The organism is Streptomyces sp. NPDC048604 (genome assembly GCF_043199435.1).
In the GTDB taxonomy this organism is placed as follows: domain Bacteria; phylum Actinomycetota; class Actinomycetes; order Streptomycetales; family Streptomycetaceae; genus Streptomyces.
On sequence record NZ_JBICVX010000002.1, the window covers coordinates 464,291 to 476,818 of the forward strand.

The following is a 12,528-nucleotide window of genomic DNA, read 5'->3' on the forward strand; positions in this document are numbered from 1 at the left end:
CCCCCTAGGATTGGGTCCAAACGACACACACTCACCCCTGAGGATCGCTGCATGCCTGGCATCACGCGCGAGGAGGTCGCCCACCTCGCCCGGCTGGCGCGTCTGGAGCTTCGCGACGAAGAGCTCGATCACTTCGCCGGTCAGCTGGACGACATCATCGGCGCGGTCGCCCGCGTCGCCGAGGTCGCCGACCAAGACGTACCGCCGACCTCCCACCCGCTGCCGCTGACCAACGTCATGCGCGCGGACGAGGTCCGTCCGTCGCTCACCCCCGAGCAGGCGCTCTCCGGCGCCCCGGCCCAGGAGCAGCAGCGTTTCAAGGTGCCGCAGATCCTGGGGGAGGACTAAGACCATGACGGACAACATCATCAAGCTCACCGCCGCGGAGATCGCCGCGAAGATCGCCGCCGGCGAGCTGACGGCCGTCGAGGTCACCGAGGCCCACCTGGCCCGGATCGAGGCCGTCGACGAGAAGGTGCACGCCTTCCTGCACGTCGACCGCGAGGGCGCGCTGGCCCAGGCCCGCGCGGTCGACGCCAAGCGCGCCGCCGGCGAGAAGCTCGGCCCGCTGGCCGGCGTCCCGCTCGCCCTGAAGGACATCTTCACCACGAAGGGCGTTCCCACGACCGTGGGTTCGAAGATCCTCGAGGGCTGGATCCCGCCGTACGACGCCACCCTGACGCGCCGCCTCAAGGAGGCCGACGTCGTCATCCTCGGCAAGACCAACATGGACGAGTTCGCCATGGGGTCCTCCACCGAGAACAGCGCCTACGGCCCGACCGGCAACCCCTGGGACCTCACCCGGATCCCCGGCGGCTCCGGCGGCGGCTCCTCCGCGGCCCTCGCCGCGTACGAGGCCCCGCTCGCCATCGGCACGGACACCGGCGGCTCCATCCGCCAGCCCGCGGCCGTCACCGGCACCGTCGGCGTCAAGCCGACGTACGGCGGCGTCTCCCGCTACGGCATGGTGGCCTTCTCGTCCTCCCTCGACCAGGGCGGCCCCTGTGCCCGCACGGTCCTGGACGCGGCCCTGCTGCACGAGGTCATCGCCGGCCACGACCCGCTCGACTCGACGTCCATCGACGCCCCGGTCCCGCCGGTCGTCGAGGCCGCTCGCAACGGTTCGGTGGCCGGCATGCGCGTCGGCGTCGTCAAGCAGTTCCGCGGCGAGGGCTACCAGGCCGGCGTGATGCAGCGCTTCGACGAGTCCGTCGCCCTGCTCAAGGAGCTGGGCGCCGAGGTCGTCGAGCTGGACTGCCCGTCGTTCGACCTGGCGCTGGCCGCGTACTACCTGATCGCGCCGTCGGAGTGCTCCTCCAACCTGGCCCGCTTCGACGCCATGCGCTACGGCCTGCGCGTCGGCGACGACGGCAGCAAGTCGGCCGAGGACGTCACGGCCCTGACCCGCGAGGCCGGCTTCGGCCCCGAGGTGAAGCGCCGCATCATGCTCGGCACGTACGCGCTCAGCTCCGGCTACTACGACGCGTACTACGGTTCCGCGCAGAAGGTCCGCACGCTCATCACGAAGGACTTCGAGAAGGCCTTCGAGCAGGTGGACGTGATCGTCTCCCCGACGACCCCCACCACCGCCTTCCCGATCGGCGAGCGCGCCGACGACCCGATGGCGATGTACCTCGCGGACCTGTGCACCATCCCGACCAACCTGGCCGGCAACGCGGCCATGTCGCTGCCCTGCGGCCTCGCGCCGGAGGACGGCCTGCCGGTCGGTCTGCAGATCATCGCCCCGGCGATGAAGGACGACCGCCTGTACAAGGTGGGTGCCGCAGTCGAGGCCGCCTTCGTCGAGCGCTGGGGTCACCCGCTGCTTGAGGAGGCACCGTCGCTGTGAGCAACGCACTCGCCAAGGCCAAGGGCTTCAAGAAGTCCAAGACCGGCACGTACCTGTCCATCGGCACCACCGCCTTCGGCGCCCTCAGCGTGTACAAGCAGGCCAAGAAGGCCCGCTCCGAGCACGACATGCTGAAGCTCGCCGACGCCGTCGTGTCCGCCGCCGCCATCGTCACCGGCCTCGCGATCCTCTACCGCGAGCTGAAGCGCCTGGGCGACGACGACGTCCTGCTGGGCTGAGAGGGAAAGTCTCACCGTGACCGTCACCGAACTGCTGTCGTACGACGCGGCCCTCGCGACGTACGACCCCGTCATGGGCCTGGAGGTCCATGTCGAACTGGGCACCCGCACCAAGATGTTCTGCGGCTGCTCGACGGAGCTGGGCGCCGAGCCCAACTCCCAGACCTGCCCGACCTGTCTGGGTCTGCCCGGCGCGCTCCCGGTCGTCAACGCGATCGGCGTCGAGTCCGCCGTCAAGATCGGCCTCGCGCTGAACTGCGAGATCGCCGAATGGTGCCGCTTCGCCCGGAAGAACTACTTCTATCCGGACATGCCGAAGAACTTCCAGACCTCCCAGTACGACGAGCCGATCGCCTTCAACGGCTATCTGGACGTCCAGCTGGAGGACGGCGAGGTCTTCCGCGTGGAGATCGAGCGCGCCCACATGGAGGAGGACACCGGCAAGTCGACGCACGTCGGCGGCGCCACCGGCCGTATCCACGGCGCGTCCCACTCCCTGCTCGACTACAACCGCGCCGGCATCCCGCTGATCGAGATCGTCACCAAGCCGATCGTCGGCGCCGGAGAGCGCGCCCCTGAGGTCGCCAAGGCGTACGTCGCCGAGCTGCGCGAGCTCATCCGGGCCCTCGGCGTGTCCGAGGCCCGCATGGAGATGGGCCAGATGCGCTGCGACGTGAACCTCTCCCTGATGCCGAAGGGCGCGGAGAAGTTCGGCACCCGCTCGGAGACCAAGAACGTCAACTCGCTCCGCTCGGTCGAGCGGGCCGCCCGGTACGAGATCATGCGCCACGCGGCCGTGCTCCAGTCCGGCGGCTCGATCATCCAGGAGACCCGTCACTTCCACGAGGACGACGGCTCCACCACCTCCGGCCGGGTCAAGGAGGAGGCGGAGGACTACCGCTACTTCCCCGAGCCCGACCTGGTCCCGGTCGCCCCGGCCCGCGCCTGGGTCGAGGAGCTGCGCGCCACGCTGCCCGAGCTGCCCCGGGTGCGCCGCAACCGGCTGCAGGAGGAGTGGGGCATCGCCGCGCTCGACATGCAGTCGATCCTGAACGCCGGCGCGGTCGACCTGATCGTCGCGACGACGGAGGCCGGCGCGCCGGCCGACCAGGCTCGCAAGTGGTGGATGGGCGAACTGTCGCGCAGCGCCAACGAGTCGGGCGTATCGCTCGACGAGCTGGCGATCACCCCGGCGGACGTGGCCCGGGTCTCGGCGCTGGTCGCCGAGGGCTCCCTCAACGACAAGCTGGCCCGCCAGGTCATCGAGGGCGTCCTCGCGGGCGAGGGCACGCCGGACGAGGTCGTCGAGAAGCGCGGCCTGAAGGTCGTCTCCGACGAGGGCGCGCTGACGACGGCCGTCGAGGAGGCCATCGCGGGCAACGCGGCCATCGCCGACAAGATCCGCGGCGGCAAGGTCGCGGCGGTCGGCGCCCTGGTCGGCGCGGTCATGAAGGCCACCCGAGGCCAGGCCGACGCGGCCCGCGTGAAGGAACTGATCCTGGAGAAGCTGGGCGTCACCGAGGGCTGACCCCAGGGCCACAGGAACGAGGGGCGGTACGGCTGTCACCCGACGGCCGTACCGCCCCTCGGGCGTTCGGTCACGTCAGCGGACGGGTGCCGCCACGTGGGCCAGCAGTGCGGCCGACTCCTTCGGGGTGAGGGTGCGCTCGTACGCGAGTTCGCCGGTCATGCCGGGGAAGAAGCGCCCGGCGGGCCAGCTGCGCTCGTACGGCGGCGGGTCGAGGACCACGAGCCGGACTCCGTTTACGACGGGGATGTCGGCCGGGTTGCCCTCGTTCCAGATCCACTCGCCGTCGGCTCCGACGAGGTTGAAGGAGCCGGTGGTGGACACCATCCCGGGCTGGTCGCGGCAGCAGGCCACGGCCTCGGCCGACGGCGCCTCGCCCGCGACGAGACCCCGGCCGATCAGGGCGTCGGCGAGGAGCGTGTGCAGCTGGAAGTTGTCGCCGATGCCGGAGGCCCGCAATGCGAAGCCCGCGCCGGTGGCGCGGTCGAGCGCGACGACCGGCTCGTCGTCGAGGACGACGAGGGCGTACGTGAGGCACTTGAAGGGATCGTCGGCCAGTTCAGCGACCCGGGCGACGGCGGTCCGCAGCTCGTCGCGGCAGGTCATCTCGCGCCGGATTCGAGGGGAGTTGAGCATCGCCACGCAGGCCATCTCGAACTGCGGCAGCGCCTGCCAGGCCATGACGGGCTCGAAGCCGAACCGTTCGAAGTCGGGGTCCGTGAGGCCCTCGCCCTCGTGGTCGGGCAGTTCGCCGCGGCCCGCCGCGGTCCACGCCTCGCAGAAGGCGGCGGACTGCTCGAAGGCGTCCAGGGCGTTCGCGAACAGGGCCGGCGCGCAGGCCGAGGGGTCGGCGCCGCGTTCGACGCACGCCCCGACCAGTACGGCGACGATCGCGCGCGGTCCGGGCGGTACGTCCCCGAGCAGGGCGGCGAGCCGAGGCCCCGCCGCGTGCAGCTCGTCGTCCGTCGCCTTGCCGAAGCCGCGCGTCAGCCGCGCGAACTCCCGCTCCGCCGCGTCGGCGTCCTGGGCCCGTATGGCCGTTTCGAAGTCCTCGACGACGGCCGAAAACCGCCTGCGTCCGAATATCATCCGCGCACGATAGCGGGTTGCTCGTCGGATGGGTGATCCGCCGCCGTTCGCAGGCCACGTAGGCTGCGGCTGTCCGGGGGCGGGCCCCGGGGAGGGCAGAGGCGGTAGGTCATGGCGACGGGGATACGGTGGCAACGGCCCGCGCGCGTACTCGGGATCGTGGCGGCGGTGCTCGCTCTCGTCGCCGGCGTCGGCTGGGCGGTCAAGCCGGTGTGGCAACCCTGGTGGTACGCCTCGACGCTGTGCGGGGGCCATCTGTCCGGCGACGATCTGGCCGAACTGCTTCCGGACGACGAGCGCCTGCAGGCCGGCAGGGACACCTTCGGGTCCGGGAACGACCTGCTCCGCTGCGGGGTCAACGAGAGCGACGGCCGGCACTTCGTCCTGAAGGTCGAGGCGCAGACCGACACGGGCGGGCGTTTCGGTCCGCTCGCCATGGAGTTCACCATCCCGAGAGACCCCGACTACGTCTACTCCAAGGCCGTCCCCGGTTTCTACGGGAAGTTCGGTCCCGTGATCATCCAGGAGTGCCCGAAGCTCGGCCGCGACTCCGAGGGCCGCAAGCAACGGCTCATCACCAACGTGTATGCCAACGGGGTGGAGACCGACCCCTCGCCCCAGACCCTGCGCACGGCCGTGCGCATCGCCAACGGCGCCAACGCCGAGCTGGGCTGCGGGGCCGCCCCGCTTCCGCTTCCGGAGCGGGTCGAAGCCGTCCGGAAGCTGTCCCTGCGGCAGGCCGAGGGCACGATGTGCGGCTGGCTGTCCCGGGTCACGCTGCCCAAGAGCCCGTCCGGCAGGCAGTGGCAGGTGGTCGCGCCCACGGACGAGCGGGCGCCGATCACCAGCTGCTCGCTGATCGACACGGGCATGGGCGGGTCCGCGGTGAAGTTCACCGGCTGGTACGGGGAGTGGACGGAAGAACCCTTCGAGGCGCTGCTCGAGGGCAACATGCAGATCCCGGACGGACGCAGTTCCCGCGAAGCGCTCCTCGGCGAGCGCTTCGGCCGCGCCAAGGCCCGATGCGGCGGGGAGCCCGCCAACTTCCTCGCCAACACCTACTCCCCGGACGGCACCCCACCGGTCATGCCGATGAGCGAGGTGCGCCGGCTCCTCAACGCGTTCACCGCGGACCAGGCCGAGCAACGTGCCTGCACCGCCCTGCAGCTCCCCGGCCCGACCGTCCACCCGGACCCCCGCTGACAGCGGGGTGACAGCGGGGTGACAGCGGGGGCCGGTGGCGCTGTCAGCCGAGGCAGCCGAGGACGCTGCCGGGCGGGGCGCAGTTGTCGGGGTGGTTCTCGCGGACGTGGGAATCGTTCAGGGTCACCGTGGCGCCCACGTTGAGGATGCCGCCGCCGCTGCCGGGGCCGTCGCTGGCGCGGTTGCCCTCGACCTCGGAGCGGATCAGGACCAGCGTGCTGCCGCCGAGCATGTTGAGGCCGCCGCCGTTCATCGACACCGAGTTGTCGCGCACCGCGGAGTCGCTCAGCGTCACCCGGCCGCCCAGGTCGGCGAGGATGCCGCCGCCGTGCTGGGCCGTGTTGTCGCGCAGCAGCGAGTGGATCGCGGAGAACGTGCCCTGCTGGCCGACGAAGACCGCGCCGCCGGAGACGCTCGCGGTGTTGTCGCGCAGAACGGAGTGGTCCAGCGTCACCGCGCCGCCGGCGACGGAGAGGTTGGCGATGCCGCCGCCGAACTGGGCGGCGTTGTTGCGCAGCTCGGTGCCCGTCACCTCCACCGTGGAGCCGGCGTTGTTGAGGATGCCGCCGCCGAGGTTCTGGTTGTTCACCACGTTGCCGGTGCCGTTGATGATGGTCAGGTCGTGCAGCCGTACGCGGACGCCCGCTCCGCCGACCGAGACGGTGGATCCGGCGAAGTTGCCGTCGAGGACGGCCTTGTCGGCGCCGATCAGGTTCAGGTTGCGGGTGATGACGAAGGGCCCGGTGCAGGTCCCCGACACCTTGAGGGTCTCGCCCGCGGTGGCGCTGTCGATCGCGAGCCGCAGGGCCGCGGGGTTCTTCCAGCAGTCCACCCATGCGGCCTGCCCGGCCGTCGCCGGAGCGGTGCCGGCCAGGCCGAGCGTCGCCGCGGTCACCGCCGAGACCGCTGCCGCGAGCGCGCGACGGCGCTGCATCAGCGGGGTCGTCTTCCTGAGCATCGAGCCTCTCCCGTCCTTCGTACGGGCGGCCTGTCCGCCCACGTCCAGGGGGACGGGTGCCCCGGGCGGGCGGAGGCCGCGCCGGAGGCGGGTCCGCTTTCCCTCGAACGGCTCGGGAGGAGGACCGGTGTGGCCCACAAGCCCGGCGGCCCTCTGGACGTTCACCACCAGGCCCTTCTCGGGTCGTCTCGCGGTCATCCCCTCTCACTACCGTCCCGGCGGAACCACCCCGCGGCCCGAAGGCGAGTCGTGGGTCGTCGAGTGGAGGTCGGTCGTGGCTGCGGAGATTTCGCGCAGGAAGCTGTTCGCGTGGGGCGGGGGCGCAGTCGGCGTCGCCGCGGCGGGGTCGTTGCTGCCGCCGTCCCTGCAGGCCGCGATGGCCGCCGAGCCGCCGGCCGGGGCGCTCTCCGCGGTGAAGCACGTCGTGGTCCTGATGCAGGAGAACCGGTCCTTCGACCACTACTTCGGGACGCTGCGCGGCGTTCGGGGGTTCTCCGACCGCAATGCCGTCGAGCTGCCCTCCGGCAGGCCCGTCTTCGAGCAGCCCGCCCCGCTCGGCCGCACCGTGCTGCCGTTCCCGATCCGCGGCGCCGCCGAGACGCAGCGCAAGGACCTCCAGTACATAGGCGACCTCGACCACTCCTGGAGCGGCGGCGCCAAGGCCTGGCACGACGGCTGGATGGACGGCTGGGTCAGCGCCAAGACCGCCGCCACCATGGCGTACTACGACCGCCAGGACCTCCCGCTGCACTACGAGCTCGCCGACGCGTTCACCGTCTGCGACGCCTACCACTCGTCCATCCACACCTCCACCAGCCCCAACCGCAACCACCTGTGGTCCGGCTGGACCGGGTACGAGGCCGACGGCAGCCGCGCCGTCACCAACGCCGCGTACGCCGAGGGCACCCACCCCGGCTACGCCTGGCCCACCTACGCCGAGCGTCTGGAGGCCGCGGGGCGGAGCTGGAAGACGTACACCGAGTGGGAGAACTTCACCGACAACAACATCGAGTTCTTCACCTCCTTCAAGAAGCTCGCCCGCAAGGCGCTGGCCCATACCGGCGGCCACACCTTCATGGAGTCCTTCTACGCCGCCGTGCGCGAGACCGGCGATCCCGCCGAGCGGGACCGGCTGCTCGCGTCGCTGGAGCGCGGGGTCGCCGGGCTCACCGATGCCGAGCGGTCGCTCTTCGAGCGCGGGCTGCGCCGGGTCCCGACCGGCGGCCTCGCCGACGCCTTCCGCGCCGACGTCGCCGCCGGCACGCTGCCCGAGGTCTCGTACCTCGTGCCGTCCGCGGTCGACTCCGAGCACCCCGGCTCCTCCTCGCCGGTCGCCTCCGCCGGCCTCGTCTACAAGGTGCTCGACGCCCTCGGCTCGCACCCCGACGTCTGGCGGCACACGGTCCTGCTGATCAACTACGACGAGAACGACGGATTCTTCGACCACGTCCCGCCGCCCGTCCCGCCGGCCGGCGACGCCGACGAGCGGTACAAGGGGCTGCCCACCGGCCTCGGCATCCGCGTCCCGCTGCTCGTCGTCTCGCCGTGGTCCGTCGGCGGCTATGTCTGTTCCGAGGTGTTCGACCACAGCTCCGTCGTCCGCTTCCTGGAGCGCTGGACCGGCGTACGGGAGCCCAACATCACCCCCTGGCGCCGCCGCGTCACCGGCGATCTCACCTCCGCGTTCGACTTCCGCCGCTCCCACCGCCGGCCGCCCGTGGAGCAGCCCGGCCCGGTCCCGCCGTTCAGCGGCCGCTGGCGGCCCCAGCCGCCGCTGGTGCAGAAGATGCCCGTCCAGGAGCCCGGCAGCCGGCCCGCCCGGCCGCTGCCGTACCAGCCGGACGCGGACGCCGCCGTCGACGGCGCGACCGCGACCGTGACCGTCCGGCTCCGCAACAGCGGCAGGTCCGCGGCGCCCCTGGCCCTCTACCCGTACGCGGGGGAGTTCGCCGTCCCGCAGCACACCGACGTCCGCGGCGCCGCCGAGTGGTCCGTCCCGCTCGCCGGCGAGCGCTACCGCTTCACGATCACCGGCCCCAACGGCTTCCGCCGCGAGTTCGCGGGGCCGGCGTCGAGCCCCGCCGAGGTGGCCTCCCGCGTCGACCACGAGGACCGCGATCTGCATCTCACGCTCCGCAACACCTCCGGCACGCCGGTCACCTACACCGTGCGGCCGCTCGGCTACGTCGACGACGCCGACCTCGCCGACTGGACCCGTACGGTCACGGTCAAGCCGGGCCGGGCCCGTACGGTCGTGCACTCCGCGGCCGACGCGCACGGCTGGTACGACGTCGAGGTCACCGGCCCCGACGGCTTCCGCCGCCGGCTGATGGGGCACATCGAGAACGGGCGGGCGAGCGTCTCGGGCTGACCCCCACCGCAGGGGCCAATGGGGTGCGAAGTTCCTCTTCGCACCCCATTGTGAGGATCGACACGAAACGGACAAAGGATCATTAACGGCTGCCAGAGTGTTCGCAGGCAGGCCGGCGCCCGGCCTCCCCGAACCCCAGGGAGCATCGTCCTTTGGCCGCCATCGCCCGGTGGTGCATCAAGCACCGTCTCGTCACCGTCCTGCTCTGGCTCGCCGCCCTGGCCGGCGTCACCGCCGCGGCCGCGGTCGCGGGCAGCGCGTACTCGAACGACTACGACGTTCCGGGCACCGAATCGGGCCGCGCCACCGCCCTGCTCGAAAAGGGCTTCCCCGGCTCCGGCGGCGACACCGACACCATCGTCTGGCACACCGACAAGGGCTCCGTCCGGGCCACGGCGGTCGAGCAGCGGGTCACCGGCATGCTCGACGAGGTCGCCGGGCTCCCCGGCATCTCCTCCGTCGCCGGCCCGTACGACGGCCCCGCCGGCCAGGCGCAGATCAGCGAGGACGGCCGTACGGCGTACGCCACCGTCACCTTCCGCGAGCCGGCCAGCGACATCCCGAAGGCCCAGGCGCAGGCGCTCGTCGACACCGCCGAGGAGGCCGCGGGCGACGGCCTGAAGGTGGAGCTCGGCGGCGAGGCCGTGAAGCAGACCGAGAAGTCCGGCGGGCACATGGCCGAGGCGGTCGGCGTCGCCGTCGCCGCCGTCGTGCTGTTCCTGGCCTTCGGCTCGCTCGCCGCCAGCGCGCTGCCGATCGCGACCGCCCTGGTCAGCGTCGGCATCGCGTACTCCGGGATCGTGCTCCTCGGGCATGTGATGACCGTCGCCGACTTCGCCCCCATGCTCGGCATGCTCATCGGCCTCGGCGTCGGCATCGACTATGCGCTGTTCATCGTCACCCGCCACCGCAAGGGCCTCAAACGCGGGCTGAGCGTCCCCGAAGCGGCCCGGAACGCCGTCGCCACCACCGGACGCGCCGTGGTCTTCGCCGGTGCGACCGTCTGCATCGCCCTGCTCGGCATGCTCATCCTGCGGCTCGGCTTCCTCAACGGCGTCGCCATCGCCGCCTCGCTGACGGTCGTCCTCACCGTCGCCGCGTCCGTGACGCTGCTGCCCGCGCTGCTCTCCTTCATCGGCATGCGCGCGCTCAGCCGCCGCGAACGCCGCCGGCTCGCCGAGCACGGCCCTGAGCCCGAGCTGCCCACCGGCTTCGCAGCCCGCTGGTCCGCCTTCGTCGAGCGCCACCCCAGGCTGCTCGGCGGGATCGCCGCCGTGGTCATGGCGGTGCTGACACTGCCGGCCTTCACGCTCCACCTCGGCAGCTCCGACCAGGGCAACGGTCCGGCCACCTCCACCACCCGGCAGGCGTACGACCTGCTCGCCGACGGCTTCGGGCCGGGCGTCAACGGCCCGCTCACCCTCGTCGCCGGCGTCGACGGCGCCGACGACCGGCTGGCCCTCGGTGAGCTGCCCGGGAAGCTGGCGGAAGCCAAGGGCGTGGCGTCCGTCTCCCCGGTCACGTACAACAGCAGCGGCGACACCGCTGTCGTCACCGTCGTACCGGACTCCTCCCCGCAGTCCGAGGCCACCAGCGAGCTGGTCGACCGGCTCCGTACCGACGTGCTCCCCGAGACCGTGCACGGCACCTCGCTGGAGGTCCACGTCGGCGGCATCACCGCCTCCATGGACGACTTCGCCGAGATCATCATCGGCAAGCTGCCGCTGTTCGTGGGCGTCGTCGTGGCGCTCGGCTGTCTGCTGCTCCTGCTCGCCTTCCGCTCCGTCGTGATCGCGCTGAAGGCCGCGCTGATGAACGTGATGGCCGTGGCCGCGGCGTTCGGCGTGGTCGTGGCGATCTTCCAGTGGGGCTGGGGGAGCGAGCTGCTGGGCCTCGGCGGCGGTGGGCCGATCGAGCCCTTCCTGCCGGTGATCATGGTGTCGGTGCTCTTCGGGCTCTCCATGGACTACCAGGTCTTCCTGATGAGCCGGATGTACGAGGAGTGGCTGGAGACCGGCGACAACCGGCGCGCGGTCCGTGTCGGCCTGGCCGAGACCAGCCGGGTGATCAACTCCGCGGCGGTCATCATGATCTCCGTCTTCCTCGCCTTCGTGCTCTCCGGCGACCGGGTCATCTCGATGTTCGGCATCGCGCTCGCCGCAGCCGTCGCCCTGGACGCCTTCGTCCTGCGCACCCTGCTCGTCCCCGCCCTCATGCACATGCTCGGCGGCGCGAACTGGTGGCTGCCGCGCTGGCTGGACCGCCGGATGCCGCGCATCAGCATCGAGCCGCCGGAGTCCCGCGTCGCCGCCGACGACCGTGCGAAGATCGCAGCGCAGATACCTGCACAGCGGGTGACGGCAGCGACCGAGGAGACGTACGAGGATGTTCGCGATACGACTGGGTGACGACGCCCAGCTCCGGCCCCTGGAGCCCTGGCAGGCGGAGGAGTTCCTGGCCCACATGGACCGCGGCCGCGAACACATCGGCCGGTTCATCGCGCTGGCCGACGTCAACACCGACCTCGACTCGGCCCGCGCCTTCCTGCGCGCCTACGCCGAGAAGGCCGCGAGCGACACCGGCCGGATCTACGGCATCTGGGCCGACGGCACCCTCGTCGGCGGCGTCCTGTTCCGCACCATGGACGTGAACCTGGGCACCGCCGAGGCCGGCTGCTGGCTGGAGCCCGCCGGCGTCGGCCGGGGGCTCGTCACCCGCGCGGCGCGCGTGATCATCGACTGGGCGGTCGGCGAGCGCGGCATCCACCGCGTCGAGTGGCTCGTCGCCGCCGGCAACGAGGCCAGCATCAACGTCGCCCGCCGGCTCGGCATGACCCGGGACGGCGTGCTGCGGGAGAGCTACCCGTACCGCGGGAAGCGCCACGACATGGAGGTCTGGTCGGTGCTCGCGCCCGAGTGGCAGGCCGCCCGCAAGGCCGACTGAGTACCCGCCCAAGGACCAGGCTCAGGACCAGGACCCAGGCCTCCTAAGGCCCCCGCGCGGACGCCTAAGGCCCCCCGTACGCCGAACATCCGGCACTCTCCCGATGCGGCCCGCCCTTCTGGGCGACGAAGGTGGAGTCATCGCAAGGAGCGATGACGAACCCACCGGGGAGAACACGATGTTCGCTTACGAACTGCACCGCATCCAGCACGCCGACCTCGTCCGCGAGGCCGCCGCCCAGCGCCTGGCCCACGAGGCCGCCCGCACCCGCCGGAACCGCAACGAGAGCCAGGAAACCGAAGGGCGGGTGAGCGCCGGCCGGCACCGCTTCGCGCGGGCCGCGTGATC

General features: G+C 71.9%; 11 protein-coding genes. 9 read left to right on the top strand and 2 right to left on the bottom strand.

The annotated features are described in order from the left end of the window. Positions 1-51 precede the first annotated feature (51 nt). The 4 genes from gatC to gatB are packed head-to-tail and all read left to right on the top strand — an operon-like array spanning position 52 to position 3,616. Complete coding sequence (gene gatC, locus ACGFMM_RS05960; protein ID WP_393643532.1) at positions 52-348, top strand: Asp-tRNA(Asn)/Glu-tRNA(Gln) amidotransferase subunit GatC; 297 nt, start codon at positions 52-54, stop codon at positions 346-348. A 4-nt stretch (positions 349-352) separates the two neighbouring features. Further along, a complete protein-coding gene (gene gatA, locus ACGFMM_RS05965) occupies positions 353-1,849 on the top strand; it encodes an Asp-tRNA(Asn)/Glu-tRNA(Gln) amidotransferase subunit GatA (RefSeq protein ID WP_393643534.1) in 1,497 nt (498 codons plus the stop codon). Beyond that, positions 1,846-2,088 carry a hypothetical protein gene (locus tag ACGFMM_RS05970; RefSeq protein WP_393643535.1) on the top strand — a complete coding sequence of 81 codons (243 nt, stop codon included), beginning with the start codon at positions 1,846-1,848 and terminating at the stop codon, positions 2,086-2,088. The genes gatA and ACGFMM_RS05970 overlap by 4 nt, the downstream gene beginning before the upstream one ends. Before the next feature lie 16 nt (positions 2,089-2,104). Further along, positions 2,105-3,616, top strand: a complete 1,512-nt coding sequence (gene gatB, locus ACGFMM_RS05975; protein WP_393643536.1) for an Asp-tRNA(Asn)/Glu-tRNA(Gln) amidotransferase subunit GatB — start codon at positions 2,105-2,107, stop codon at positions 3,614-3,616. A 75-nt stretch (positions 3,617-3,691) separates the two neighbouring features. Here gatB and ACGFMM_RS05980 read toward each other — a convergent pair whose 3' ends face one another. Beyond that, positions 3,692-4,705, bottom strand: coding sequence for a hypothetical protein (locus tag ACGFMM_RS05980; RefSeq protein WP_393643537.1), 1,014 nt, complete (start codon positions 4,703-4,705; stop codon positions 3,692-3,694). Between the two features lie 111 nt (positions 4,706-4,816). Here ACGFMM_RS05980 and ACGFMM_RS05985 point away from each other — a divergent pair, with 111 nt between their 5' ends. After that, positions 4,817-5,908 carry a hypothetical protein gene (locus ACGFMM_RS05985; protein WP_393643539.1) on the top strand — a complete coding sequence of 364 codons (1,092 nt, stop codon included), beginning with the start codon at positions 4,817-4,819 and terminating at the stop codon, positions 5,906-5,908. Between the two features lie 43 nt (positions 5,909-5,951). Here the strand turns inward: ACGFMM_RS05985 and ACGFMM_RS05990 are convergent, their stop codons facing one another. Next, entirely contained in the window at positions 5,952-7,064 is a 1,113-nt protein-coding gene (locus tag ACGFMM_RS05990; RefSeq protein ID WP_393643540.1) for a hypothetical protein, read from the bottom strand. Positions 7,065-7,140: 76 nt separating this feature from the next. Here ACGFMM_RS05990 and ACGFMM_RS05995 point away from each other — a divergent pair, with 76 nt between their 5' ends. The 4 genes from ACGFMM_RS05995 to ACGFMM_RS06010 all read left to right on the top strand — a co-directional run bounded on the left by ACGFMM_RS05995 (position 7,141) and on the right by ACGFMM_RS06010 (position 12,526). Beyond that, positions 7,141-9,237 carry a phosphocholine-specific phospholipase C gene (locus ACGFMM_RS05995; protein ID WP_393643542.1) on the top strand — a complete coding sequence of 699 codons (2,097 nt, stop codon included), beginning with the start codon at positions 7,141-7,143 and terminating at the stop codon, positions 9,235-9,237. 152 nt (positions 9,238-9,389) lie between these two features. After that, on the top strand, positions 9,390-11,645 hold the full coding sequence (locus ACGFMM_RS06000; protein WP_393643544.1) for an MMPL family transporter: 2,256 nt from the start codon (positions 9,390-9,392) through the stop codon (positions 11,643-11,645). After that, positions 11,623-12,180, top strand: a complete 558-nt coding sequence (locus ACGFMM_RS06005) for a GNAT family N-acetyltransferase (RefSeq protein WP_393643545.1) — start codon at positions 11,623-11,625, stop codon at positions 12,178-12,180. Before ACGFMM_RS06000 ends, ACGFMM_RS06005 begins: the two co-directional genes overlap by 23 nt. Before the next feature lie 178 nt (positions 12,181-12,358). Beyond that, positions 12,359-12,526 carry a hypothetical protein gene (locus ACGFMM_RS06010; RefSeq protein WP_393643547.1) on the top strand — a complete coding sequence of 56 codons (168 nt, stop codon included), beginning with the start codon at positions 12,359-12,361 and terminating at the stop codon, positions 12,524-12,526. Positions 12,527-12,528 lie beyond the last annotated feature (2 nt).